Origin of the sequence: Rhizobium glycinendophyticum, from assembly GCF_006443685.1 — a bacterium.
Taxonomy (GTDB): domain Bacteria; phylum Pseudomonadota; class Alphaproteobacteria; order Rhizobiales; family Rhizobiaceae; genus Allorhizobium; species Allorhizobium glycinendophyticum.
Window position 1 is genome coordinate 484,782 of record NZ_VFYP01000002.1, and the last position, 26,715, is coordinate 511,496.

Annotated in this window: 21 protein-coding genes; 9 read left to right on the forward strand and 12 right to left on the reverse strand. The window is 59.8% G+C overall.

The features are described from left to right. Window positions 1-44: 44 nt before the first annotated feature. The 6 genes from FJQ55_RS16910 to FJQ55_RS16935 all read left to right on the forward strand — a co-directional run bounded on the left by FJQ55_RS16910 (window position 45) and on the right by FJQ55_RS16935 (window position 5,922). Window positions 45-803, forward strand: coding sequence for a M48 family metallopeptidase (locus FJQ55_RS16910; protein ID WP_140829959.1), 759 nt, complete (start codon window positions 45-47; stop codon window positions 801-803). Window positions 804-872: 69 nt separating this feature from the next. Further along, the gene (locus FJQ55_RS16915) at window positions 873-1,547 is read left to right on the forward strand and encodes a phosphoribosylanthranilate isomerase (protein ID WP_140829961.1); all 675 of its coding nucleotides are present in this window, start codon (window positions 873-875) and stop codon (window positions 1,545-1,547) included. Next, the gene (gene trpB, locus FJQ55_RS16920) at window positions 1,544-2,764 is read left to right on the forward strand and encodes a tryptophan synthase subunit beta (protein ID WP_140829963.1); all 1,221 of its coding nucleotides are present in this window, start codon (window positions 1,544-1,546) and stop codon (window positions 2,762-2,764) included. The genes FJQ55_RS16915 and trpB overlap by 4 nt, the downstream gene beginning before the upstream one ends. 2 nt (window positions 2,765-2,766) lie before the next feature. Next, window positions 2,767-3,606: a tryptophan synthase subunit alpha gene (gene trpA, locus FJQ55_RS16925; RefSeq protein ID WP_140829965.1), complete on the forward strand. Its 840-nt coding sequence runs from the start codon at window positions 2,767-2,769 to the stop codon at window positions 3,604-3,606. Between the two features lie 38 nt (window positions 3,607-3,644). Continuing rightward, window positions 3,645-4,541, forward strand: coding sequence for an acetyl-CoA carboxylase, carboxyltransferase subunit beta (accD, locus tag FJQ55_RS16930; protein WP_140829967.1), 897 nt, complete (start codon window positions 3,645-3,647; stop codon window positions 4,539-4,541). Window positions 4,542-4,581: 40 nt separating this feature from the next. Then, window positions 4,582-5,922, forward strand: coding sequence for a bifunctional folylpolyglutamate synthase/dihydrofolate synthase (locus FJQ55_RS16935; protein WP_208758222.1), 1,341 nt, complete (start codon window positions 4,582-4,584; stop codon window positions 5,920-5,922). 52 nt (window positions 5,923-5,974) lie between these two features. Here the strand turns inward: FJQ55_RS16935 and trxA are convergent, their stop codons facing one another. The 12 genes from trxA to FJQ55_RS16995 all read right to left on the reverse strand — a co-directional run bounded on the left by trxA (window position 5,975) and on the right by FJQ55_RS16995 (window position 23,567). Continuing rightward, window positions 5,975-6,295, reverse strand: coding sequence for a thioredoxin (gene trxA / locus FJQ55_RS16940; RefSeq protein WP_062281573.1), 321 nt, complete (start codon window positions 6,293-6,295; stop codon window positions 5,975-5,977). Between the two features lie 73 nt (window positions 6,296-6,368). Next, window positions 6,369-9,932, reverse strand: coding sequence for a double-strand break repair helicase AddA (gene addA, locus FJQ55_RS16945; RefSeq protein ID WP_140829969.1), 3,564 nt, complete (start codon window positions 9,930-9,932; stop codon window positions 6,369-6,371). Further along, complete coding sequence (gene addB, locus FJQ55_RS16950) at window positions 9,925-13,113, reverse strand: double-strand break repair protein AddB (RefSeq protein ID WP_140829970.1); 3,189 nt, start codon at window positions 13,111-13,113, stop codon at window positions 9,925-9,927. The genes addA and addB overlap by 8 nt, the downstream gene beginning before the upstream one ends. 2 nt (window positions 13,114-13,115) lie before the next feature. Then, window positions 13,116-13,850: a nucleotidyltransferase family protein gene (locus tag FJQ55_RS16955; RefSeq protein ID WP_140829971.1), complete on the reverse strand. Its 735-nt coding sequence runs from the start codon at window positions 13,848-13,850 to the stop codon at window positions 13,116-13,118. Window positions 13,851-13,855: 5 nt separating this feature from the next. Further along, window positions 13,856-15,385 carry a tRNA (adenosine(37)-N6)-threonylcarbamoyltransferase complex ATPase subunit type 1 TsaE gene (gene tsaE / locus FJQ55_RS16960; RefSeq protein WP_140829973.1) on the reverse strand — a complete coding sequence of 510 codons (1,530 nt, stop codon included), beginning with the start codon at window positions 15,383-15,385 and terminating at the stop codon, window positions 13,856-13,858. Next, window positions 15,382-17,793 carry a PAS domain-containing sensor histidine kinase gene (locus FJQ55_RS16965; protein WP_140830093.1) on the reverse strand — a complete coding sequence of 804 codons (2,412 nt, stop codon included), beginning with the start codon at window positions 17,791-17,793 and terminating at the stop codon, window positions 15,382-15,384. Before FJQ55_RS16965 ends, tsaE begins: the two co-directional genes overlap by 4 nt. A 375-nt stretch (window positions 17,794-18,168) precedes the next feature. Continuing rightward, the gene (gene ahcY, locus FJQ55_RS16970; protein WP_140829974.1) at window positions 18,169-19,566 is read right to left on the reverse strand and encodes an adenosylhomocysteinase; all 1,398 of its coding nucleotides are present in this window, start codon (window positions 19,564-19,566) and stop codon (window positions 18,169-18,171) included. Window positions 19,567-19,729: 163 nt separating this feature from the next. Continuing rightward, on the reverse strand, window positions 19,730-20,008 hold the full coding sequence (locus tag FJQ55_RS16975; protein ID WP_140829975.1) for an HPr family phosphocarrier protein: 279 nt from the start codon (window positions 20,006-20,008) through the stop codon (window positions 19,730-19,732). A gap of 4 nt (window positions 20,009-20,012) precedes the next feature. Further along, window positions 20,013-20,414, reverse strand: a complete 402-nt coding sequence (locus FJQ55_RS16980) for a PTS sugar transporter subunit IIA (RefSeq protein WP_062281551.1) — start codon at window positions 20,412-20,414, stop codon at window positions 20,013-20,015. Window positions 20,415-20,529: 115 nt separating this feature from the next. Continuing rightward, on the reverse strand, window positions 20,530-20,991 hold the full coding sequence (locus FJQ55_RS16985) for an HPr kinase/phosphorylase (protein ID WP_140829977.1): 462 nt from the start codon (window positions 20,989-20,991) through the stop codon (window positions 20,530-20,532). Then, window positions 20,988-22,769, reverse strand: a complete 1,782-nt coding sequence (locus FJQ55_RS16990) for a sensor histidine kinase (protein ID WP_140829979.1) — start codon at window positions 22,767-22,769, stop codon at window positions 20,988-20,990. Before FJQ55_RS16990 ends, FJQ55_RS16985 begins: the two co-directional genes overlap by 4 nt. A 69-nt stretch (window positions 22,770-22,838) precedes the next feature. Further along, window positions 22,839-23,567 (reverse strand): response regulator transcription factor, encoded by a 729-nt coding sequence (locus tag FJQ55_RS16995; RefSeq protein ID WP_140829981.1) that lies wholly within the window; start codon window positions 23,565-23,567, stop codon window positions 22,839-22,841. Window positions 23,568-23,911: 344 nt separating this feature from the next. Here FJQ55_RS16995 and FJQ55_RS17000 point away from each other — a divergent pair, with 344 nt between their 5' ends. From FJQ55_RS17000 to FJQ55_RS17010, 3 genes are all read left to right on the forward strand, one after another. Next, complete coding sequence (locus FJQ55_RS17000) at window positions 23,912-25,522, forward strand: phosphoenolpyruvate carboxykinase (RefSeq protein ID WP_140829984.1); 1,611 nt, start codon at window positions 23,912-23,914, stop codon at window positions 25,520-25,522. A 112-nt stretch (window positions 25,523-25,634) separates the two neighbouring features. Beyond that, window positions 25,635-26,069, forward strand: a complete 435-nt coding sequence (gene arfB, locus FJQ55_RS17005; protein ID WP_140829986.1) for an alternative ribosome rescue aminoacyl-tRNA hydrolase ArfB — start codon at window positions 25,635-25,637, stop codon at window positions 26,067-26,069. Window positions 26,070-26,071: 2 nt separating this feature from the next. Next, window positions 26,072-26,701 (forward strand): alpha-ketoglutarate-dependent dioxygenase AlkB family protein, encoded by a 630-nt coding sequence (locus FJQ55_RS17010; RefSeq protein WP_140829988.1) that lies wholly within the window; start codon window positions 26,072-26,074, stop codon window positions 26,699-26,701. Window positions 26,702-26,715 lie beyond the last annotated feature (14 nt).

The following is a 26,715-nucleotide window of genomic DNA, read 5'->3' on the forward strand; positions in this document are numbered from 1 at the left end:
TTTTTCTGTCCCGTTTTTTACGGCGAATCGGCTAGAACATCCCGATGTTTCCTCTGTTGAAAAAGCTGAAGCCGGCGCGTGAACCGGCCCTGGTGCTGGAACGGGTGGTTCCCGTCGACGGCAGAGCCGTGCCGCTGACCATCCGCCGGAACAGCAGAGCCACCCGCATCACCTTGCGCATAGAGCCCGGCGGTCGTGCGCTCAAGATGACCGTGCCACCAGGGCTGCGGGAACGTGATGTCGATGATTTCCTCGAACGGCACAGTGGCTGGCTGCGCACCCGCCTCGCTAGGCAAAAGGCCGGTGCACGGGTCGAGGATGGCAGCGATATTCTCCTGCGCGGAATCAGCCACCGTGTCGTCCACACGGGCCAGCTTCGAGGGCTGACTCAGTCCATCGACAGCGAGATCGGCCACGTCCTCAGCGTCAGCGGTCTTGAAGATCATCTGCCTCGTCGTGTCGCGGACTTTCTTAAGAAGGAAGCGCGTAAGGACCTCGAGGTGCTTGTGGCACGGTATGCCAGGCGCGTGGATAAGCCGGTGAAGAGTCTCAGTCTCAAGGACACCCGCAGCCGCTGGGGTTCTTGTTCCTGGGACGGCAAACTCAGCTTCTCCTGGCGCATCGTCATGGCGCCACCCATTGTGATCGACTATCTGGCCGCCCACGAAGTGGCGCACTTGCGCGAAATGAATCATGGGCCGGCCTTCTGGAGGCTTTGCGAAGAGCTGTGTCCTCATATGGATCAGGCAAAGTCGTGGTTGAAGCGAAACGGGTCATCGCTGCATGCAATAGACTTCGGCTGAAGCCGCGACCAATCATCTCTTGTCGCAATTTGGCTCGACTCTTTTTTGATTTCGTGCGACGTCGCTCGCATGAAACCCGATATCAAGATCTGCGGATTGAAGACGCCGGAGGCGGTTGATCGTGCGGCCCAGCGCGGTGCCAGCCATATTGGCTTCATTTTCTTTCAAAAGAGCCCGCGCAACATCGAGCCCGACATTGCAGGAGCGCTGGCAGACCGTGTTCGCGGGCGAGTGAAGACCGTGGCCGTGACCGTCGATGCAAACAATGATGATCTGGATGAGATCATCGCCTTGCTGCGGCCGGACATCCTGCAATTTCATGGGCATGAGACGCCGGAGCGTCTGCTGACGGTGAAGGCGGTGACGGGTCTGCCGATCATGAAGGCATTTTCCATCCGCGATGCTGATGATCTCAAGCGCATCGAGCCCTATATCGGTATTGCAGATCGATTTCTCTTCGACGCCAAACCGCCCGCCGGTTCCGATCTGCCGGGTGGGAATGGCGTGAGCTTCGACTGGCGCTTGTTGCGATCGCTTGACGACAGCGTGGATTACATGCTTTCCGGTGGTCTTAACAAGGACAACATAGCAGAAGCGATGAGCGAAACGGGTGCACGCGCGATCGATGTCTCTTCAGGCGTCGAGTCTGCGCCCGGAGTGAAGGATCTGCAGATGATGGATGAGTTTTTCGCGGCGGTCGCCGAGGCGACCCGCCGAGCGCCGGTATCAGGGAGTGTCAAGTGAACCAGTCACCCAAGCCGAATTCCTTCCGCGAAGGTCCCGACGAAGACGGCCGTTTTGGCATTTTCGGCGGGCGCTTCGTGGCCGAGACGCTGATGCCGCTGATCCTCGATCTGCAGGCGGAATGGGAAAAGGCAAAGACGGATCCGGAATTTCAGGCGGAGCTGGCGCATCTCAACACCCATTACACCGGTCGTCCGAGCCCCCTCTATTTCGCCGAACGTCTGACGGCGGAACTCGGTGGCGCGAAGATCTACTTCAAGCGCGACGAGCTCAACCACACCGGCTCGCACAAGATCAACAACTGCCTCGGCCAGATCCTGCTCGCCAAGCGTATGGGCAAGACCCGCATCATCGCCGAAACCGGTGCCGGCCAGCACGGTGTCGCCTCGGCCACGGTTGCGGCCCGCTTCGGCATCCCTTGCGTCGTCTATATGGGCGCAACCGACGTCGAGCGCCAGGCGCCGAACGTCTTCCGCATGAAGCTCCTCGGTGCCGAAGTGAAGCCTGTCACCGCTGGCCATGGCACGCTCAAGGATGCGATGAACGAGGCATTGCGTGACTGGGTCACCAATGTTGACGACACCTATTACATGATCGGCACTGCGGCTGGCCCGCATCCCTATCCAGAAATGGTTCGCGATTTCCAGTCCGTGATTGGGCGGGAAACGCGCGAGCAGATGCTGGCTGCCGAAGGCCGCCTGCCGGACATGCTGATTGCAGCCGTTGGCGGTGGGTCCAATGCCATCGGCCTGTTCCATCCCTTCCTTGATGACGCAAGTGTGCGCATCGTCGGCGTTGAAGCCGGCGGCAAGGGTCTGGAAGGGGAAGAGCATTGCGCTTCGCTCACGGCCGGCAGCCCGGGCGTTCTGCACGGCAACCGCACCTATCTGCTGCAGGATTCAGACGGTCAGATCAAGGAAGGCCACTCGATTTCGGCAGGCCTCGACTATCCCGGTATTGGCCCTGAGCATTCCTGGCTCAAGGATATGGGCCGCGTCGAATACGTTCCAATCAAGGACGACGAAGCGCTTGCCGCCTTCCAGCTGCTGACGCGTACAGAAGGCATCATCCCGGCGCTTGAGCCAAGCCACGCTCTTGCCGAAGTGATCAAGCGTGCGCCGACCATGGACAAGGACCAGATCATTGTCATGAATCTCTGCGGTCGCGGCGACAAGGATATCTTCACCGTCGGCAAGATTCTGGGAATGGGGCTCTGATCATGACTGCTCGTATGGATAAGCGCTTCGCGGACTTGAAGGCGGAAGGCCGTCCGGCTCTCGTCACCTATTTCATGGGCGGCGATCCGGACTATGACACCTCTCTCGCCATCATGAAGGCACTGCCGGAAGCAGGCTCTGACGTAATAGAACTCGGCATGCCCTTCTCCGATCCGATGGCCGATGGCCCGGCAATCCAGCTTGCCGGCCAGCGGGCCCTCAAGGCCGGCCAGACCCTCGTGCGCACGCTCGATCTGGCGCGCGAATTCCGCAAGACGGACAACGAAACGCCGATCGTCATGATGGGTTACTACAACCCGATTTACGTCTATGGCGTCGAGCGTTTCCTTGACGACGCACTCGCAGCTGGCATCGACGGGCTGATTGTCGTCGACCTTCCGCCGGAAATGGATGACGAACTCTGCATCCCGGCTCGCAGCCGCGATATCAACTTCATTCGTCTCGCGACCCCGACCACCGACGACAAGCGCCTGCCCAAGGTGCTGGAGAACACGTCCGGCTTCGTCTATTATGTCTCGATGAACGGTATCACCGGGTCTTCGCTGCCGGATCCGTCCCGCGTCTCAGGCGCTGTTCAGCGGATCAAGAACCACACGAACCTTCCAATCTGCGTCGGCTTCGGCGTGAAGACTGCCGAACATGCGCGGTTGATCGGTGCGAATGCTGATGGCGTCGTCGTCGGCACGGCGATTGTCAATCAGGTTGCCACCAATCTCACCACCGACGGGAAAGCCACGGCTGACACGGTACAGGCCGTCGTTACGCTTGTTCGCGGTCTTGCCAGCGGCGTGCGCAGCGCGCGCCTTGCTGCGGCCGAATAACTTTCCCATATGGACTGGAAACGTCAGGAGTACACCGCGTGAACTGGATCACCAACTATGTTCGCCCGCGCATCAATTCCATGCTGGGCCGCCGCGAAGTTCCGGAAAATCTCTGGATCAAGTGCCCGGAAACGGGCGAGATGGTCTTCCACAAGGATCTGGAAGAGAACAAGTGGGTGATCCCGGCCTCGGGCTACCACATGAAGATGCCGGCCAAGGCCCGCCTGACCGACCTTTTCGACAGTGGTCAGTACGAGGCTCTGCCGCAGCCGAAGGTGGCGCAGGATCCACTGAAGTTCCGCGATTCCAAGAAATACACAGATCGCCTGAAAGACAGTCGTCTGAAGACCGAACAGGAAGACACAATCCTCGCCGGCGTCGGCACTGTCCGGGGCCTGAAGCTCGTCGCCGTCGTGCATGAGTTCAACTTCATGGGCGGCTCGCTCGGCATCGCCGCTGGCGAAGCGATCGTGAAGGCATTCGAACGCGCCATCAAGGAAAAGTGCCCGCTGGTCATGTTCCCGGCTTCAGGTGGCGCCCGCATGCAGGAGGGCATTCTTTCCCTCATGCAGCTGCCGCGCACGACGGTCGCCGTCGACATGCTGAAGGAAGCCGGCCAGCCTTACATCGTGGTCTTGACCAACCCGACCACGGGCGGCGTCACGGCTTCCTATGCCATGCTAGGCGACCTGCACATTGCAGAACCGGGTGCCGAAATCTGCTTTGCCGGCAAGCGCGTGATCGAACAGACGATCCGCGAAAAGCTGCCGGAAGGTTTCCAGACTTCGGAATATCTGCTGGAGCACGGCATGGTCGATATGGTGGTGAAGCGCCATGACATTCCAGACACACTGGCCCGCCTCTTGAAAATCATGACCAAGCGTCCGGCAAACGACACCGCAGTTGTGGTGCCGGCGGCTAAGGCATCGGCCTGAGACCCCATTCCGTCGAGGCCGCGGCAGCGGAACATATGTGATGACAACCCCTATCGTCAGCTTGGCCGACGCAGAGATCGAAAAGCTCATGGGGTTGCACCCCAAGGGATACGATCTCTCGCTCGATCGTATCCGCCGTCTCCTCGACGTGTTGGGAAATCCCCAAGCGCGTCTTCCGCCGGTCATCCATGTGGCCGGCACCAATGGCAAGGGCTCGGCAACAGCCTTCTGTCGTGCCCTTCTGGAAGCCCAAGGCCTTTCGGTCCACGTTCATACATCACCGCATCTCGTTCGCTGGCATGAGCGTTATCGTCTCGGCGTGAAGGGTGGTCCAGGACGTTTGGTCGAAGATGAGCTCTTCGCAAACGCCTTGCGCCGCGTCGCAGATGCAAATGGCGGCAAGCCGATCACGGTTTTCGAGATCCTCACGGCTGTTACCTTCATTCTGTTTTCCGAGCAGCCGGCGGATGTTGCCGTCATCGAAGTTGGCCTCGGCGGCCGCTTCGACGCGACCAATGTGATCGACAAACCTGCCGTGTCCATCATTCAGCCGATCTCTCTCGACCACCAGGCCTATCTCGGTGACCGGGTGGAACTGATCGCGGCTGAAAAGGCCGGGATCATGAAGCGCGGCATTCCTGTCGTCATCGGCCATCAGGAATTCGACGGTGCCAAGGACGTTCTGATCAGCACGGCTGAGCGACTTGGCTGTCCGCTGACCGTCTTTGCCCAAGATTTCCTCGGCTATGAGGAGTTTGGTCGGCTTGTTTATCAGGATGAATTCGGCCTGATGGATCTACCGCTCCCCCGCTTGCCGGGGCGTCACCAGATCGGCAATGCGGCGACCGCTATTCGGGCCGTGAAAGCCGCTGGATTCCCGGTGACCGACCAGATCGCCGAGAAGGCGATGTTGTCAGTCGAATGGCCTGGTCGATTGCAGCGTCTAACGGAGGGCGCTCTCATCGAGCACGCGCCTGTTGGCGCCGAGATCTGGCTGGACGGCGGACACAATCCGGGTGCCGGTGAAGTCATTGCCGAAGCCATGGCCGCGATGGAAGAAAAGCAGGCGCGTCCGCTGCATCTGATTGTCGGCATGATCAACACCAAGGACCCGATCGGATATTTCCGGGCCTTCACGGATATCGCGCACGAGGTCTACACGGTTCCGATCCTTGGTTCGGATGTAGGTCTGGATCCGGTGGCTCTTGCCCAATCCGCGGCAGAGGCTGGATTAAAGGCGTTGCCGATGAGTTCTGTCGGTGAAGCACTGGAAGCCATTCGTACGCGCAGTGCTGATTCTGCCCCGCCGCGCATCATGATTGGCGGATCGCTATATCTCGCCGGCAACGTCCTTGCCCAAAACGGCACTATCCCGACATGAAAAAAGCCCGGTTGAGCCGGGCTTCTTGTCTCTAAAGCTGTGCGGCAGCCACTCAGGCCGCGCCGGCGATCCAGCTGGTAAGCGCGGTCTTCGGAGCGGCGCCGACCTTGATGTCAGCCACTTCACCACCCTTGAAGACAGCAAGCGTCGGGATGGACCGCACGCCGAACTGGGCAGCCAGCTCCGGATTTTCGTCAATGTTCAGCTTGGCAATCTTCACCTTGCCGGCCATCTCGTTCGAAATTTCTTCGAGGCTCGGAGCAATCATCTTGCAGGGGCCGCACCATTCAGCCCAGAAATCGACGACGACCGGTTCGGACGCGTTGAGAACCTCTGCCTGAAAATTGGATGTGTCGACTTTCACGGTAGCCATGGGGCTCTCCTTATAGAACTGGAATTGACTAGATATGTGATGCCGCGTCGCGGGAATTTCAATATGCGGTATGTCACGATGTTTGAAGGTCGGCAAGGGAGCGCGCAAGGACTGTGTCGTCAAGACGGACGAGGCTTCCGGTCTCGGTGTAGACGAGCCAGCATTCGATGGACTTTTCGGTGTAAAGCGGTTTCAGGATCTCTCTGTAGATCGCAAGCTGTGCGCGGTGCGAGAGGGGTGCTGAGGCAGCGTCGCGGGGCGGTTTTCGGTTGGTCTTGTAGTCGGCGATCACGACCTTGTCCGGAAGGACGGCCATGCGGTCCAGACGGCCGGAAACGGCCCGGGGCTCACCACGCAGCATCAGCGTTCCCATGACGGAGACTTCCGCCTGGCTTCTGTCAGTGAAGAGTGATGTCAGGTCTGGATTTTCCAGAATAGACAATACCGTCGAGATGAGGCGCTGGCGTTCTGGCATTGGCCAGAAACGGGCCGACCTGTTCACGTAGCGCTCCGCCGCATCGGCCCACTCCGCCCGGGGAACCTCGGGAAGGTTTTGCAGCATGCGGTGGATCAGGCGACCCCGCTGAAGGGCAATGTCCGGCTTCTCATCCGATACGAAGAGAGCCGAGGCCGTGATCATGTCCTCGCTGTCGTCATCGATCAGAATGCTTCCCGCGGTCGATGGGCTTAAAGGACGTGGTAGCGCGATGGGCGGGGGAAGAGGCCGCCACAGATGTTTCGGCAGGTCGATCGTATGCTGTTCTTCGCTGGATTCGAGCGCTTGGGGAAATTCGCGGTCTCGATCCGGCATGCTCCAACGGACGCCGTTCCAGGTTCCATCCGGCCCATGATACTCTGCTGGTACGCAGCGTGTTTCGTCGGCTTTGAGGGCGTCGAGGACCATCCGGTGCCAGATATCGCCGGGATCATTGACGCCGCGATAACCGGCGATGATCAGTCGGTCAGCTGCCCGTGTCATCGCCACATAGAGCAGCCGGCGATATTCCTCTTCCGCAAGAGCTTGCAGTCGATCGCTGTCACGCTGTGTCAGGGAGTTGGACAGAGACTTTCCCGGCACCCAGAATGGGGTTGCAACACCATCTTCCGCCTCCAGCAGGCGAAACTTCGCCAGGTGGTTGCTGTTGAATGGCTTTGAACCACCATCGACCAGAAACACGATCGGTGCCTCCAATCCTTTGGAGGCATGCACGGTCATGATGCGGACTTCGTTCCGCTCCTTGTCCTGCTCACGCTTCACCTCCGGCGCTTCCATCTCCAGCGTCGAGATGAAGGATTGCAGGCCGGGCAGACCAGCCGTCTCGAATGCGAGGGCAAAGCTCAGGAATTCGTCGAGAATGTCGCTCACCTCAGATCCGAGCCGCGCGAGATACGCCTTGCGCCCATGGTGAGCGCCAAGCACGCGGGCGAAGAAGTCGTGGACCGAAAACACACGCGACTGCTCGAAAAATAAGGTGAGCGTCTCGAAGGTTCGGCGCCAGGGGGAATCCTCAGGCTCAGCCTGGTGCTGCAAACGGTGCCACAGGCTCTCGCCTTCCGGCCGCTCCGAAGCTAGCGTCAGAAGATCGTCTTCTGCGTGATTGAAGAGCGGGCACTTCAAGAGCGCCGCGAGCGACAGGTCGTCGTTCGGCAGCAGCATGAAGCGTCCCAGAGCCAGCATGTCCTGGACCGCGATGTGGCTCGTTAGCTTCAACCGATCGGCACCAGCGACAGGAATGTTATACGGCCGCTTGAGTGCACGGGTCAGGGAATTGACGAAACTGTCGCGTTTGCGGACGAGAACCAGGATATCGCCCGGCCGAATCAAGCGCACGCGCCCGTCTTCGATGATCGTTTGGCGCCCGACCATCTCGCGGATCTGGTAGGCGATCCGCCTGGCCAGAAGCGCAGACGGTGCGCTTTCCGGCGTTGCATCGAAAGGCGCGGTCCAGTCTTCCGTCTTTTCCTGTTTGTCGGCGACAATCATATCCCAAACGTCGACGACGCCGGGTTGCCCAATCCGGCTGGAGCGATGAACAATATCATCTCCGCCGGCGCTTAGGCCGCGACGGTTCTCCGGTGCAAGGAATACCTGATCAACCGCCTGCAGAACGGATTCGGTGGAACGGAAGGAGAGGGGCAATCGGACCGCGTTGAAGGTCTGGCCGCTCTGGGACACAGCCGTTTGTGTCTGCTTCGCCTCGGCCGAAAACTGTTCCGGACGTGCGCCCTGAAAGGAATAGATTGACTGCTTCTCATCACCCACGGCGAAAAAGGTGCGGATGCCCGCTTTCGCGCTGGCTCCGCTGAAGAAGTCTTCCCGCAACGACCGAATAACGGCCCATTGGATAGGGCTCGTATCCTGCGCCTCGTCGACCAGGATATGATCGATGCCCTGGTCAAGTTTGTAATGCACCCAGGCGCCGACATCGCTGCGCGTCAGCAGTTGTGCGGTGCGGACGATCAGGTCCTCGAAATCGAGCTGTGAACGCCGCTTCTTAAGCTCCTCGTAATCAGTGTCCAGCCGCAGGGCGAGCGTTAGGGCTGCCTTTGTCGCTTCGTACATGCGGAATATCCGCAGTCTGTCGCGCCTCGTCATGACATGCTCGCGCGCAGCGATGACGGCATCTTTAAGCTCGGGCGCCGCTTTCGTCATGGCTGCGGCGATAAGGGAACTATCGGCCTTGGCAGTTTCCGAACTTGTCAAAAAGGCACTATCGATCAGGCTTACCCGTAGCAGGGGATCGGTTTCGACAAGAGCACGTTCTAAGGTCTCGGCAACGGCGCGGACCTTTTCTCCACCCTTCTCCAAAGCCAGCCGGATATAATGCGCAAAGCTCGGTCCCGAGAGCCCAGCAAGGGGCCAGTAATCCGCGGCGCGCGAGAGTTCGGTTTCGGTCGGACCTATGCCGAAACGCTGCCGCAGCGCGAGATCAAGCCCGCCAAACCTTTCTGCTGCCCCACGAAAATCACGTACGGCGTGCCGATTGGCAACGATATCGCCGATCAGGTTCTCCAATCCGCTTTCATCCGCAATGCTCAGAACCTTGGAGAAAGCTTCGGCGAGCGCGGGATCGTTTTCCGTGGATGTCGCCGTCAAAAGTGATCGCCTGGCCTCTGCAAGAACGGTTACGGCCGCACGATCGTCCAAGACATTGAAGTGGCCAGCAACATTCGCTTCCAGCGGAAATTGATGCAGCAAGGCCTCGCAGAAGGCGTGGATGGTCTGGATTTTCAACCCACCCGGTGTTTCCAAAGCTTTTGCAAATAGCCGTCGAGCAGTTGCGAGCGTCACGCGATCCGGTTGTCGCTGCTCAATCCTGGCAATCCGCTGAGACAACTCGGCGTCATCGAGCGTCGCCCACTCAGCCAAGCGCTGAAACACGCGGTTCGACATCTCTGAAGCCGCAGCCTTGGTATAGGTGAGGCAGAGGATAGAGGAGGGGCGAGCGCCAGCGAGCAGCAGGCGGATCACCCGCTGCGTCAAGACATGCGTCTTGCCGGAACCGGCATTAGCAGACACCCAGGCCGACTGGCCTGGATGGGAGGCCCGGGACTGTTCTCGCGAGGTCCAGTCCAGCAACGCGGCGGGGTCGCTGTTGCTGGGCAACGTGTCGATGCCGAGATCGCTTTCACTCATCGGCGCTCGCCTCCTCGGTATCGGCCGTCGACCACTCGGCGACGCGCGCGAGATGATCGTATTCGCCACCGTAACTGTTTTGCTCGGCGGGAATGAGCCTTGAGACATAACCGCGCTCCCCGCTATGGAGAGCGGCAACGAAGCGGCCAAGTTCATCGACCGCCTGCGATGCCAGATCAGCTGCCGATTTCTTGTTGTCTCCGCGCCCGCTAAGTTCGTTGTTCACGGGATCCACCTTGAACCGGTCCCCAGGCCTCAGGCGAACATAGATCAGGTTTTCCGGTCGCACCTGCCCGGCGGGTTTGAACGCCCCTTGCAGAAGGGCGGCGGCTTCAAGCGCCAGCTGTGGATCGAGCAGGCTGCGGGCTTGCCCGACACTGGGCGCCAAACCCGTCTTGTAGTCGATGATGTCTGCATAACCGCTGCCCTTGATATCGATGCGGTCGGCGAGGCCGCTGATGGTGATGCCGACGGGCTCCAGAACTACGCTCCCCCGGACCTCCGTCAGGATCCGGCGCAGTTCCGGACGTCGCTTGCGTTCCCATTCGATAAATTCGGATGCCACGGCGTAGAAGCGCTGGCGCCACACGACGTCGAGGTGCAGGGGAAGGGCCTCCGTCAGGAACTCCTCGTCGGTGATGGCACGTAGGATGTCGATGGCGTCGCGGCGACTGGGATCGTGGTTCTCTCGAACGAAACGATCGACAATTCGATGATAAAGGGTACCACGCTCCGCCGCACCGGGATCCTGATTGAACGGCTCCACGGCATCGAGCCTGAGGATGCGTCGCGCGTAAATCGCATAGGGGTCCCGTCGGAACCGGCCAACTTCGGAAAAGCTGAAGGATTGAGGCTGAAGTTCGAGACGGGGCCGGGGCGCCGGACGCTGGGCAGGCGGCTGGCTGTCTCCCTGGTCGATTAAATCGGCATAGCGGCGAAACACCTGGCCGCGCAGCTTCATTGCTTCCTCGAGTTCACGCCCCCCCAGCGCCAAAAGCCGCTGGAGCCAGCGGGAGGCAACGGTTGGGGCGGATCCCTGTCGAAGCGCACGGGTGAAGATCAGTTTGCGCGTCCCACAGGCCATCTGGAAGTCGTGCGCGACCTGACCGGTCTGTCGCTCGGGTGGTTCGAGTCCGATGTCGGTCTTCATCATCCGCGATAGGAAGGGATTGTTTTTGGTCTGGCCCGGCCAGCTGCCCTCGTTCATGCCGCCGATGACCATCATGTCGACATTCTGCAGGCGGGCTTCGAGCGTACCGAAGATAAAGACGCGTGGATGGCGCATGGCTCTCGGTTTGACCGCCTGACCGGCCATCAGCGCCGTCAGGATCTCCACCCATTGCCCTCCGTCCGCCTCGATCTGTCCGTCGGCCTCCATCACCTGACCTAGCAGTTGCGCCAGCGTCTCGCCGCCCTCATTGCCCCATAGGGCCGCGAGATTCTGTCGGTCGTCAATGCAAACCGCCTCCAGAACACGGCCCGTCCGTTCGGCCCAATCGGCAAGGGTAAACCGATGCGTCAGCGATGAACCGTCCGTCGATCGAACAACTGCGGAAATCAGTGGCTCCACCCCTGCAACAATCTTGCTCGCCAGAAGGCGAGCAAGTTCGAGGTCTTCCGGCGGGACGGAGAGGCGCCACTGGGGCTTGTGCCGGTCCGCCAGATGTTCGACCATCCCCTCCTCGAAGAGGACCTCCATCTCGGCAAGATCCAGCATGCGGATGCCGCCGCGCAAAGCGATGACCTCAAGCGCATCGGCAGCCCTGCGCATCGCTTCCTCAGAAAATCCGAACCGGGCAAGCGGATGCTTGATCAGGGACACGATCGGGACTGGGTCGCCGGGCCTCAGGCAGGCTTCCGTGACGATCTGGGTCAGGGTAGCGGCAAGAGTACCCGTCAATGGCGTACCCGCCGAATCGTCGGCCTCGATACCGAAGCGAGCCAACTCGGACATGACGCGGCGCGCAAGCGCGCGGTCGGGCGTGATCAAGGCAACGCGGCTTTCCGAGACATCGGCCGTCTCTTCGAGGGCAAGCCGAAGCGCTATTGCAATAGCCGTCGCCTCCTCTCTCTCATTCGCTGCTTCGATCAAAGATACGTCTTGGAAAGCCGCCAAGACGCGCCCGGTTGCGAAATCGTCGCGCCAAGACTTCCAGCTGTCGGTGGCTTCGGCCGGCGCCATGGCCCGGGAGACGATCTCCGTCCGATCCTGCAGCACGGCCTCTGCTTGGGCGAGCGCAGTAATCTCGCTGCGCTCCATACCCATGTGTCGCAAAAGCTGGGCGAGGCCATACTGAGGATGCCCGCGAACGGCCGGGTTGGGCGCAAGGGCCGACATGCCTCGATCATTCAGCTTCAGCCAGTCTTCTTCCGGCATATGTTGGTCGAGGCCGGGCAGCACGACGACCCCGTTATCAAGTCCACCAATCGCAGCGATTAATTCCGCCGCAGCCGGAATCGAGCCCGTCGACCCAGCAACGATGATCGGCCCGGTGGACGCCGCCCGGCGAAGGCGCTCGGCCTCAGCCCGCAACACGGCGTCGCGGTGCCGGGCGGGCGACGAACGCACCAGTTCCTTCAGTCGTTCAGGCCAGAAAGTCGTTGCGATCTTGAGGAATTCCAGCGTCAGCTGCCACCAGGAACCGAAGTCTGCCGATTGGAGGTTGTTCAGGTTTTCCCAGTCGCAGCCTTCAGTCTCAGCCGCTTCGATCAACTCGACGAGCGCTCGAGCAAGCCAGACGGCATCGGCCGGGCTTGCGGGAGCGACAAGAGGCGTGTCGCTGTGAATTGAGCGCACGATTTCCGGCAACTGGTTTCGCCAGGCGAGGATCAAGCGGGCAAGCTCAAGCAGCATGACTGTGCCGCTGACCGGCGGGGCGAGATCCATCAGGAGAGGCGTGCCCTGATCGAAATAGCCGATGTCATCGTCCGTTTCGCCGAGAGGTCGAATGTTAGGCAAGATTGCGGACCGACCTCCCAGCAGATCCACAAATTCCGACCGCAGCACACGTGCCGCGCGTCGCGTCGGCACGAGAATGGTCACCTTGGCTAGGGACAGGGGGTCGTTGGGGTCGTAGCGGTAACCTTGCACCAGCGAACCGTCGAGCAGCGCCTGCGTCAGCGTCTTAAGGAAAGGACGCCCCGGTGGAATGGTAAAGACACGGGGGGATTCCGCTGCCACGTTCAACTCTCCTGCCGATAGCGAGCGATCATAGCCTCGGCCGGTGCGACAGCATCCGGTGTGCCAACCGTCAGCCAATGTCCTTCGAGTTGCTCTCCAAATAGCCGTCGCGCGGCGATCGCACGGTCAAAATAGATGTTGAGATTGAAGGGTTCCTCCGGGGCGTCGGACAACAGCGCCGGCATCAGGGTCAGCGCACCAGCATAGACGACCGGGGCAGGATCTCCGACGCGAAAGCGTGTCAGCGCTCCGTCCGCAGCCATGGAAAAGTCGTTCTTACCATTGTGGCCAGTCGTGCGGCTCTCTTCAACGCAGAGCATCGCCATATCCATGGTCCCGGGGTCGAAACGGTTACCTAACCGCGTGAGGTTAGAAGGTTTTCCCTCAGGTTCACCGATCCAGAACAGATCCGCATTCATCACGAGAGCCGGTACAGCGCGATCGAGGAGTTTAAGGCCCCGGGCCAGCCCGCCGCCGGAATCCATCAGCCGCGCCCGCTCGTCTGAAATGATGATGTCCAACCCTTCGACGTTCGCCAAATGGCGCTCCATCTGGTCTGCATGATGATGGACATTGACCACCACCGTCGTAACGCCTGCTTCTCTCAGAGCATCCAGCGCATAGTCGATCATTGCCTTGCCGCCGATCTTGACGAGCGGTTTAGGCGTCGTGTCGGTGATAGGTCTCATTCGCGTACCGAGACCGGCCGCGAGTACCATGGCTTGTGTGATGGTCATTTGAACTACGCCGCTGATTCGGGAAGTTCGATTCCAGCCTCTGCGCACCAGCTGCGCAAGGGGGTAAGCACGGGATGCTCAAACGCCACCGACAAATGCCAGAGTGTTCTCGGCATATGTCGCATATACCCGGGCTTTCCATCTCGTTTCAGCAAACGAACCCAAAGTCCGTTCAGCTTGCAGGCCCTCTGAGCGGACATAATGGCCCAGCCCTTGAGGAAGCCGGCTTCGTCGAAGCCTGCGGCCTTGTTCCGAAGGGCGAGATAATCGGCCATCAACTGATCCATCAGCGGCCGGGGGATGGTCACGCGCGCATCCTGAACGAGAGAGACCAAGTCATAAGCCGAGGGCCCCATCATCGCATCTTGAAAATCGATGAGCCCGATTCGGTCGTGACCGGTGCGATCGCCCCGCCATATTATGTTCGGAGAGTGAAAGTCGCGCAGCACGATGGATTTCTCCACCGCCGCCAGCTCATCGATCAGACTGTCCCAGATGCCGAGATAGGCCTCCCGCTCCACGTCGTTGACCGCTGCTCCGTTCCGCTTCCAGGGAAGGTGCCAGTCCAGCAGTAGCTCGACTTCCATCTTCATTGCAGGCCGGTCGAAGTCCGGGATGACGTGCAAATCCCCACCTTTGAGGTGGATCTTACGGTCGAATGAAGCGTCATGGATCGCGGCCAGACAAGCCGCGGCTGCTCTATAGCGTTCTTCGATTGGGTTCCCTTGCGGGTCGAGAACGCCCTCCGTGCCCAGATCCTCCAGCAGAAGTATACCAGAATCGCAATCTGCCGCCAAAATGGCCGGAGCCGCAAATCCGCGTGCGCGAAGAGCTTCATCGATGGCAACGAAGGGATAGACGTCCTCTGCCAGGTGGACAATCTGTGAATAGGGCTTTCCGTCCCGGATCGGCGGTCCGTTTGGCCGCGCCGGCGCGTCCATCAGCACCAGACGCGCATCACCGTTCCCAGGATAAATATGCTCATAGGCGCGACTGGACGCGTCGCCTGTGAGATGGCGTCTCGCCGCATGCGGAAAACCTTGGTCATCGAGGAAACGCCTAATCTGCCAGACACGGTGAAGCCTTGCCATCTTGGCCTCTGGCGCCGAGATCGAGACGATCCTGCCGCCCTCTGCCGTAAACTGGAAGCGGATGTCGATCCGCTTCTTAGGCAAGGCACGGCCGGCTCTCTCGGGCCATTCCACCAGACAGATCCCTGCCGAGAGGGCTTCGTCAAAGCCGAGCTCATCGAGCTCGCTGACATCGGCGAGGCGGTAGAGATCGAAATGCGAAACCGGAATCCGAATCTCGTAACTCTGCACGAGCGTGAATGTGGGGCTCGGAACCTCAAGGTCCGGATCATCTGCGATTGCGCGCAAGAGCGCGCGGCAGAGGGTCGATTTTCCAGCGCCCAGATCTCCCCACAGCGCAACGCAGTCGCCGGCTTGAAGTGCGAGCGCCAGATCCTGGCCGAACTCGACCGTTGCGGTCTCGTCCGGCAGGTTCTGCTCGTTCAGATCCAGTTGCTCCGTCATTCGGCTGCGGCGATCACTTGCGGAATGCTGGCCGACGGGATGCGGCAATTGACGGTGGTGCCCTGGCCGGGTGCACTGTCGATCGACACTTCACCGTGATGCAGGTTGACGAAACTGCGCACGATCGAGAGGCCGAGGCCCGGACCGCTGCGCTTTCCGCCCTTGGGATTGGTTGAGAACCGATCGAAGGCTGAGGACAGCATTTCTGCTTCCATGCCGCGTCCACGGTCCGTGACGGAGAACACGAAGTCGACACCTTCGCGCCAGCACTTCATTTTCACGGCTGTCCCTTCGGGAGCGAAATTGACCGCGTTGGTCAGGATCTTGATCAGGATCTGCTTCAAACGCTGACGATCGGCAATGATGTGGCCTAGCTGCGAGGGTGCCGAGATTTCGAGGGTGACGCCGCCTTCCTGCAGGCGATCCGTCATCTGCATGGAGACGTCATCAAGAAGATCGCTGAGGTCGATCTCGGAATAGTCGAGCTGCATGATGCCGGCGTCGACGGTGGCAAGGTCAAGAATGTCGTTCACGATCGTCAGCAGCAGCGACGAGGATGTCGAGATGTGGTCGACATATTCGGACTGACGCTCATTCAGCGGCCCGATGGCCGGTGTCTTCAGGAGGTCGGTGAAGCCGATGATGTTGGTCAGCGGTGAGCGCAGTTCATAAGAAACGTGCTGGACAAAATCATTCTTCAGCTCGTCCGCCTTGCGCAGCGCTTCGTTCTTCTCCTTGAGCGCACGTTCGGCCCGCACGCTATCGGTCATGTTGACGAAGGTCAGCATGGTCTGGGCATTTGGCAGAGGCGTTACGGCATAGTCGAGGACAAGACCGGAATAGAGCTCCAGTGTTCCCTGGCTCGACGGGCGTTCGTCCTCGAAGCTGGTGATCATCTTGCCGAATGCCTTCCAGCCGTCAGCCTTGTCATAGGACGACTTGCAGGCCGCTTCGAGCAGGCGGATATGGGTTCCAACGGCCGCCTGAGCTTCCGTGATGCCCCAGAGCGCCCGAAAGGCGGGGTTAGAAAGCTGGATTCGGCCGTCTGGACCAAACACCGCCACCCCTTCGGAAAGGTGATCAATGGTCTCGCCCTGAACCTGAAGCAGCGTGTTGTAGCGGGTTTCCAGGCTCACCTGCTCGGTCAGATTTTCGAACATCCACGTGACGCCGCCTTGCGGGTGGGCCGAGGCGATAACGCGGAGCGTCTGTCCGTTCGGAAGGTGCCAGAGGTCGGTCTGGGTTTCCAGCGCGCGATAAACCGAAAGGCAGCTCTCTTTCCAGGCCTTCCAGCTCAGCTGTTCTGGCAGCTTATGCGCAGAGCGCAGCCGGTCAAGGAGCTCCGCATGATCGGGCCGCGATTCGAGGAAGGATGTCTCGAGACCCCAAAGCTGCACGAAGGCCTGATTGTAGAACTGCAGGTGTCTATCGGCATCGAAAATCGCCACGGGCGTTGCCAAATGATCAAGCGTTTCGGCATGGCTTTTCAGGGTGCGAACAAGTTCCTCACGCAAAGTCTCCGCCGAGGAGACATCGATCGCCATGCCACAGGATCCCGCCGGCCCGCGCACGTCCACGACCTCGAAGAACGTCCGCCCGCCGCGCACTGCAGTCGAGACCGTGTCCCGGAACGGCGATTCCGGCGTGGTGGTGGCCTTGATCTTCTCGCGCGTCAGTGTTCCGAGGATCTCCCGGCCCTCCTGGACCGCCTGATTGGGGGAGCTCGCCTCTACTGCCTCGCAGTAAGCGTGGTTCACCCAGGTCAGCCGTCCCTCGGCGTCTCTCTGCCACACCGGTTGCTCGATCGAATCCAGAAGGGACTCGAAGGAAGCGATCGAGTTGCGCAGACGGTTGCGCTCGATCTTCAGCTCTGCCAGCTCTGCCCATAGATTGTTGAGGGCGAGGAAAACGGCATAGGCACGCCCGCCATAGAGGCGCCCCTGAACCTCGATAACCTCCCCACGGCTGGTCTCCACCACGAGATCGAAGGTAGAGGCATGGGAGCGCAGAGCTTCGATAGCTCGTTCCACTTCACTTGCGGATCCTGGTGTCAACCAACGGCCGAACGCAAGGAAATCACCATCGTTCTGCGGCGCCCCGGTTTCGCTCGGCAATTGGCCAAGAAGCTCGGCCTTGCTGTTCTGGCCGTCCCAAATGACAACACGCCGGTTCTTGTCGGCAATGAAGGCCTGATATTTGGAAATCTTGTGTTGGCTGACCGAGAGTTCCGAACGCAGGCCGCGGCTCTCGGATTCCAGGCGGTTGCGCTGCCGCGCAAGCCAGCCCGCGGACACCAGGGCAGCCGAAAGAGCGCCAAGCAGAAGGGCATAGCCTGCAACATCGACCCTGTTAAAATCGCCAACGATGGATTGAACCGCTTCCGCCCGAGCGAGCGATGGCGACAGCATCCCCGCCAGCACACTGCTGCCAGCCAGGATCCTTCGCAGCGATCCGACCACGCTTTGCCGCGGGACGGTGGAGCTCCGCCCTGAAGGTTTTAGTTCAAGATTGTGCCGCCAAAGGCTCGAAATACCGGCCATCATAGCCGTATCCCGCAAACGCGGGGTGCGTTGATCTACCGACATTCTCGGTCTGTCTCCGTCTCATTATGTGCCGCATCGTCGACAAGACATCCGTGTTCGCAGTCCGCTCGTGCGGTCCACGAATCAAGTTCTAAAACAATACCGCCGATGGAAAGTGGCGGGAAGGCCGAGGCCCAAAAAAGAAGGCGGCGCCTTTGTCAAGGCGTCGCCCACTAGATGTAGATATTATCCAGCTATATTTTAATAGCGATAGTGTTCTGCCTTGAAAGGACCCTGCGTCGTGACGCCGATATAGGCGGCCTGTTCGTCGGAAAGCGTCGTCAGCTTCACGCCGAGCTTTTCCAGATGCAGGCGGGCGACCTTTTCGTCGAGGTGTTTCGGCAGGACATAGACGCCAGGCTTATACTCGTCGGTCTTCACAAAGAGTTCGATCTGGCCCAGAACCTGGTTGGTGAACGAGGCGGACATCACGAAGGACGGGTGGCCCGTTGCGTTGCCGAGATTCAGGAGACGACCTTCCGAAAGCAGGATCATACGGTTGCCCTTGGGGAACTCGATCATGTCGACCTGCGGCTTGATGTTCGTCCACTTGAGGTTTCGGAGAGCCGCGACCTGGATCTCGTTGTCGAAGTGACCGATGTTCCCGACGATCGCCATATCCTTCATCTCGCGCATATGCTCGATGCGGATGACGTCCTTGTTGCCCGTTGTGGTGATGAAGATGTCGGCAGACGCAACGACATCTTCCAGCGTGACAACTTCAAAGCCGTCCATGGCAGCCTGCAGGGCGCAGATCGGGTCGACTTCCGTCACCTTGACGCGGGCGCCGGCGCCACGCAGCGAAGCGGCCGAACCCTTGCCAACGTCGCCATAACCGCAGACGACGGCAACCTTGCCAGCCATCATCACGTCGGTACCACGGCGAATGCCGTCCACCAGCGATTCCTTGCAACCATACTTGTTGTCGAACTTCGACTTGGTCACGGAGTCGTTGACATTGATGGCCGGGAAGGGGAGGAGGCCCTTCTTGGCCAGTTCGTAGAGGCGGTGCACGCCTGTGGTGGTTTCTTCCGTGACACCCTTGATGGCATCCCGCTGCTTGGTGAACCAGCCTGGGGAGGCGGCGAGGCGCTTCTTGATCTGAGCGAAGAGAATCTCTTCTTCTTCAGAGCCGGGATTCGACAGCACGTTTTCGCCTGCTTCGGCGCGTGCACCCAGCAGGATGTACATGGTGGCGTCGCCACCATCGTCGAGGATCATGTTGGATACGCCGCCATCGGCCCACTGGAAGATGCGGTCGGTGTAGTCCCAGTAGTCGGTCAGCGACTCGCCCTTGATGGCGAAGACCGGGATGCCGGCAGCGGCGATCGCGGCTGCCGCATGGTCCTGGGTCGAGAAGATGTTGCAGGATGCCCAGCGCACATCGGCGCCGAGTGCAACCAGCGTCTCGATCAACACGGCAGTCTGGATCGTCATGTGCAGCGAGCCGGTGATGCGCGCACCCGTAAGCGGCTTGCTGGCGCCGAATTCTTCGCGGCAGGCCATCAGGCCCGGCATTTCCGTCTCCGCAATGCTGATTTCCTTGCGACCGTAATCGGCAAGACCGATGTCGGCGATGACGTAGTCATGTTTGCTCATGAGAGTCTCCGGCTGGATCTGGGCCCGGTCTCCGCCTGAAGCAGAAACGAGGAACGCTCGACCCGCGACATTGATATCGCGGCGATTGCGCTGTTCCTAGCAGGGATCGTCAAAGAAGGCAATCAGACATAAAGAAGTCTTTATGTCCTTATGTGGAGATGCTTTACATCTCCTCACCGAAGCGATCTGCGACCAAAGCCGTGAGCGCATCGAGCACCGCTTCGGCGTCGTTTCCGGATGCGGTCACGCTGATGGAGCAGCCGGGACTGGCAGCCAGCATCATCAAGCCCATGATAGAGGTGCCGCCGACACTGGTTCCATCCTTCGACACGGTAACATGAGCGTCGAAGCCGCTGACTGTCTGGACGAATTTGGCGGAAGCGCGCGCATGAAGGCCGCGCTTGTTGATGATCAGCAGCTCGCGTGCAAGTGGGGCAGTCATTGCATCACTTTCCACTAAGGACGCGGCTGGCGACGTTGATGTATTTGCGGCCCGCTTCGGACGCTTCCACTAGGGCACGGTCCATGTCGTTGTCGCCTCGAATGCCGGCGAGCTTTATGAGCATGGGAAGGTTGACCCCAGCGATGACTTCGATCCGGCCGGTGTTCATGACGGAGATGGCGAGGTTGGAAGGCGTGCCGCCAAACATGTCGGTCAGAATGATCACGCCGTGCCCATCGTCGGCGCGCAGGACGGCATCCAGAATATCCTGACGACGCTGGTCCATGTCGTCTTCGGGGCCAATGGAAACCGTCTCGATGCATTTCTGTGGGCCGACGACATGTTCCACCGCGTGATGAAACTCTTCAGCCAGCTTGCCATGAGTGACAAGCACAAGTCCGATCATTCTCTACTGCCCCTTAGCGGAAAAAGTCGCCAGATAGCGCAACACCAGTGGTTCGTCCATCGATAGGACGCCATCTTGTCCATGAAAACGGGAAGTGCAAGCCAAAAGCGCGTGCTTAGGAGCGCTTTGCTTTCATCGTGACAATTTGTGCCAAGATGAGAGCCAGCGGAAAACGGCTCCAGAACGGTACCCTTATCACAGGAAGATCGATGTCACGCAAAAGCGAAAGCCGTTCGTCCTCCGGCGGCAGGCGAGGACTGTCCGCAGAGACCACAGGAGAGATAACAAAATGGAGTTCTGCTTCCTCGATACTATCGAGAACAACGATGCCGCTGTAGCGCAACTCGATCAGGCCATGGATCGCCGCCGGCCTCTGCCCGAAAGTCCGTTCGTTTCGGCGCGACAGAAAAACCTGATCGTCTGAGACGAGCGCCGCGGAAAGACCGCGAAGACTGGCCTCAGCCAGGCAGTCAAATGCAAGGGCAGACTTTCCGCTGCCGGACGGGCCGATGAACAGCAGCCCAGTGCCATCGACCACAATGGCCGTGCCGTGCACATTGGACGGCTCGCCGCTCAATTGCCGATCTCGACAGGCAAGGACAGGATGAAGCGGGCCCCCGTGACGCGACCCCCTTTGCCATCGAGGACGTTCTCCGCGCGCAGCGTACCGCCGTGGGCTTCCGCGATCTGGCGGCTGATGGAAAGGCCCAGACCCGAATTTTGGCCGAAGCTCTCGCCCTCGGGCCGGTCGGTGTAAAACCGCTCGAAGATCCGGTCGATATCTTCCGCCTGAATACCCGGTCCGTTGTCTTCCACCTGAATCAGGCAGCGTGTGCGTGTGCGCGAAAGACGGACCGTGATGCAGCCACCCTGTTCTGGCACGAAAGAGCGGGCATTTTCGATAAGATTGGTGACGATCTGTCCGAGCCGCAGATCATGTCCATTGACGATGAAGCCCTGCCTGGAGCCTGGCTTCTGATCGATCACATAGTCAATCTTTACAGCCTTCTTGCCGTGTCGGATTTCCCGGGAGATATCGACAAGGCTTGAGAGCAGGATTTCCAGATCAACCGGCTTTGCATCCGAGCGCGCCAGTTCCGCGTCGAGTCTTGATGCGTCGGAGATGTCGCTGATCAGTCGATCCAGCCTGCGAACATCGTGTTGGATGATATCCATCAGCCGCTGCCGGGATTCCGGCGTTTTCGCCAGGGGAAGGGTTTCCACGGCAGAGCGCAACGACGTCAGCGGGTTCTTGAGTTCATGACTGACGTCGGCGGCAAAGCTTTCGATCGCGTCGATACGGTCGTAAAGTGCTGTCGTCATCTCGCGCAGCGCAATTGACAGATTGCCGATCTCGTCCTGACGGACGGAGAAGTCAGGGATCTCTTCGCGCTCCTTGGCGCCGCGGCGCACCCGGATTGCAGCGGCTGAAAGCCTGCGCAAGGGATTTGCTATCGTCGAGGACAACAGTAGCGACACGACAATATTGACAAGCGTTGCCACTCCAAAGACGCGCAGGATGGCCAGACGTTCGGCATGAACGATTTTGTCGATATCGCCTGCCTGGGTAGACAGCAGCAAGACACCGAGAACGGCACGCGAGCGTTGCACAGGGACGGCGACGGAGACGATCAGCTCGCCCTGATCGGTGACCCGAACCACCGCACCACGAACGCCAGTCAGCGCATTCATCACTTCCGGGTAAATCGATCCATCTCCGCCCGGCGCTTCCTTATAGATGGGAAGGTTGCCGGGTTGCAGGATGGTATTGAACATCCGGGTAATCCAGTCGGTCAGGCTGGACGTGTCGTTGTCCACCGGCGGCAGGTCAAAACGCAGCACTTGGCCGCGAGAATAAAGATGCCGCGAATCCAACAGCAGATTGGCATCAGCATCGAAGAGCCGGGCGCGGATGCGGGTCGGTGAGATCAGCCGCCGGAGAACGGGAGCGACCCGTTCCGGATTGATCGGGAACTCGAGGTCCTCGTCATTGGGGACCGGCGTGATGCTTTGCCCGGCCTGAAGCTCCAGCAGCTTTTCCGGATCAATGGTGATGGAGTTCGTGTCGACCGAGGCGGATGCCGAAACCGCAGCGGCGATGATTTCGCCTTGCGTCAGAAGGCTTTCGACGCGCGCATCGATCAGACCCTCGCGAAACTGGTTGAGATACATGATCCCGCCGACCAGCACGATCAGCGCAGCGAGGTTGAAGAAGACGATCCGGCGCGTCAGGCTGGAAAACAGCGCGTGGCCGAAGATCCGTCGGATGAGAATGAAGGGATGGGAAAACAGCCGTCGCTGTTCGGAGCCGCCCTCCAGCTCCTCCAATGCCCCATCTTCAATCTGCCTGGCCAAGTCTCACCCTTTCACCCGTGCCGCTTAAATCTGCAACTCCATTCGCGGCAGATCGGCGAGGCCGGGAGCTTAAGCCGCCTCGCGGAAGCGGTAGCCCACACCATAGAGGGTTTCAATCATATCGAAGTCGGTGTCGACCATTTTGAACTTCTTGCGCAAGCGCTTGATGTGGCTGTCGATCGTCCTGTCGTCGACATAAACCTGTTCGTCATAAGCCGCATCCATCAAGGCGTCACGGCTCTTGACCACGCCCGGACGCTGCGCAAGCGACTGGAGAATCAGGAATTCCGTAACGGTGAGGGTGACGGGATCGCCCTTCCAGGTGCAAGTGTGGCGCTCTTGGTCCATGACCAGCTGACCACGTTCCAGCGTGCGTGCCTGCTGCTCAGAGCCGGGCTTGGCAGAGGCTCCGCCGGTCGCAGCCAGATTCTCCCGGCTTGCCGCACGACGTAGAATGGCCTTCACCCGCTCCACCAGCAGGCGCTGGGAGAAGGGCTTGGTGATGAAATCATCCGCACCCATCTTCAGGCCGAACAGTTCATCGATCTCTTCGTCCTTGGAAGTGAGAAAAATCACTGGAATATCGGACTTCTGCCTCAGCCTGCGCAGCAGCTCCATCCCGTCCATGCGAGGCATCTTGATATCGAAGATCGCAAGCTGCGGGGGCCGTGCCAGGAGGCCATCAAGGGCCGATGCGCCGTCGGTATAGGTTTCGACCTTATAGCCTTCGGCTTCGAGCGCGATCGAGACGGATGTCAGAATGTTGCGGTCGTCATCCACCAGGGCGATCGTCTGCATAATGTAACTCTCCATCATATCTTAAGCGCTGCTCCTGGCTCTACCCCAGCCCAGCTCCGGTTTCACGGCAGTGCTTCATGAGGATAAAGGTGGAACAAATTGTGGCAAAGGGAAAGGTAGGGCGGGTCGAAAAGAGTGTTTGCCTCCTCTGTGGAGCGTCCAGAGCAGTCGCGGACTGACGGAATATAACGGGAACTAAACGATTTAAACTGGCTGTTCCGTGTTTTAAATCGATTAAATGATTGATATTGTTGATTATTTTCGAACGCTACCTTGCGCCGCGTCCGTCTTCGATCTATGTTTTTCCCATCGGAGAGGTGGCCCATACGAGAGGACGGCGCATCATGGAGGAATTCGGCATCAGAAACCTGGCGACAGGTCTCGCAGAAGCTGGCTTGGGAAGGGCCGCGAGCGTTCGCTACAACCTTCTTGAGGGTGCGCTCTACGAAGAGGCGATTCGTCGGGGTGAGGCGGAGCTGACGGCCGATGGCGCATTGCGCGCCCTCACGGGGCAACACACCGGCCGTTCTGCGAAGGACAAGTTCGTCGTGCGCGACGACAAGACCGTGGACCAGATCTGGTGGGACAACAACAAACCGTTGTCGCCGGAGCATTTCCGTGTGCTGCATCAGGACATGCTGGCTCATGCGGCCGGCAAGGACCTCTTCGTACAGGACTTGATTGGCGGAGCGGACGCGGACAATGCCCTTCCCACACGCGTTGTCACAGAATTTGCCTGGCACTCTCTGTTCATCCGCAATCTGCTGATCCGCCCGGAGCGCGAGGCCTTGAAAAGCTTTGTGCCTAAGCTGACGATCATCGATCTACCGAGCTTCCGCGCAGATCCGGCCCGTCATGGATGCCGAACCGAGACGGTCATCGCCTGTGATCTCACCAATGGCCTCGTGCTGATCGGTGGCACCTCCTATGCCGGCGAGATGAAGAAGTCGGTCTTCACGGTGCTCAACTACCTCCTGCCGCCGAAGGGCGTTATGCCGATGCATTGCTCGGCCAATGTCGGTCCTGACGGTGACGCGGCCGTCTTCTTCGGTCTGTCGGGCACCGGCAAGACCACGCTCTCGGCCGATCCCAGCCGGACGCTCATCGGTGACGACGAACACGGCTGGGGCGAGAACGGTATCTTCAATTTTGAAGGTGGCTGCTACGCCAAGACGATCCGTCTGTCGGCTGAGGCCGAACCAGAAATCTATGCAACGACAAAGCGCTTCGGAACCGTTCTTGAAAACGTTGTTCTGAATGAAGACCGGGTTCCGGACTTCAACGACGGGTCGCTGACGGAAAATACGCGTTGTGCTTATCCGCTGCATTTCATCCCGAATGCTTCGGAGACCGGTCGCGCACCACATCCGAAAACAATCATCATGCTGACGGCAGATGCTTTCGGCGTGCTGCCCCCGATTGCCAAGCTGACGCCCGAGCAGGCCATGTACCACTTCCTGTCCGGCTACACCGCCAAGGTCGCCGGTACGGAAAAGGGTGTCACGGAGCCGGAAGCGACCTTCTCGACCTGCTTCGGGGCGCCGTTCATGCCGCGCCATCCGACCGAGTACGGCAACCTGCTGCGCGACCTGATCGCTAGCCACCAGGTCGATTGCTGGTTGGTCAATACCGGCTGGACGGGCGGCGCTTTCGGTACTGGTAACCGCATGCCGATTAAGGCGACCCGTGCGCTTTTGACGGCCGCGCTAACCGGAGAGTTGAAGAAGGTCGATATGCGCACCGACGCCAATTTCGGCTTCGCCGTCCCCGTTGCCGTCGCTGGCGTCGATACCAAGATCCTCGACCCGCGTTCGACTTGGGCCGATGGACAGGCCTACGATAGCCAGGCGAAAAAGCTGGTTGGCATGTTCATCGACAACTTCGCCAAGTTTGAAGCCCATGTCGATGGCAAGGTGCGCGACGCAGCCCCGGGTATCCGGATCGCTGCCGAATAAGGTGACCAGACACTACCCACAAGAGCCCGGCGAATAGCCGGGCTCTTGCGTTGGGCTTGCCTTCTGAAAAGACCCGGCCGATATGAGGTCGGACAAAGGAAGAACCGACGACATGGCCAGCGACCCCCTTCAGATCAACAGCCGCATCATCATCGCGGGATGGGAGCTCACGGAACAATTCGTTCTGGCGGGAGGCGCTGGCGGTCAACACGTCAACAAGGTCTCAACGGCGGTTCAGCTCTTCTTCAATCTCATGGGCTCGCCGTCGCTCAGCGACCGGGTCAAGGAAAACGCGGCAAAGCTCGCGGGCAAGCGCCTGTCGAAAGAGGGCGTCCTGATGCTGGAAGCCAGCCGCTATCGCAGTCAGGAGCGCAACCGCGAGGACGCGCGTGAACGACTAAAGGAACTGATCCTTGAAGCGGCCAAGCCCCCACCGCCCGCGCGCAAGAAGACGAAACCGACGAAAGGCTCCATTGAGCGACGCCTGAAGGAAAAATCGGGTCGCGCCGACGTCAAGAAGATGCGGAGCAAACCTGCGGGAGATTGAGGATGACGAGCACAGCGAAGGAACTGAACCTGTCGCCAGGTCTGCGCTATCTTCCGGGTCGGCTAGACCGTGAGGTTCAGGAGCGCCTGGTCGAGCAAATCCGCGCCGTCGTCGAGCAAGCGCCCCTTTACATCCCTGTCATGCCGGGCAGTGGTCGTCCGATGTCGGTGCGCATGACCAATTGCGGTCCGCTCGGCTGGGTAACCGATAAGGAAAGGGGTTATCGCTATCAGTCGACGCACCCAGTGACGAACCAGCCCTGGCCAGAAATTCCGCACGTCCTGCTCGATCTCTGGCGTGATCTGTCGGGATATTCCAAGGACCCCGAGGCTTGCCTCGTCAACTTTTATGCCGATGACGCCAAAATGGGGCTTCATCAGGATCGCGATGAGACGGATCTTCTGGCGCCGGTGCTGTCAATATCGCTTGGGAATACCTGCCTGTTTAGGATCGGCGGGCTCTCCCGGACTGACCGAACGAAATCCCTTAAGCTGGAAAGCGGCGATATCTTCGTTCTAGGCGGGGAAGGTCGTCTTTGCTTTCATGGCGTCGATCGAATCTATCCCGGTACATCGACACTCCTGAAATCAGGTGGGCGCATCAATCTGACACTGCGCCGCGTCAATCCATAGCCGGCGATAGATCG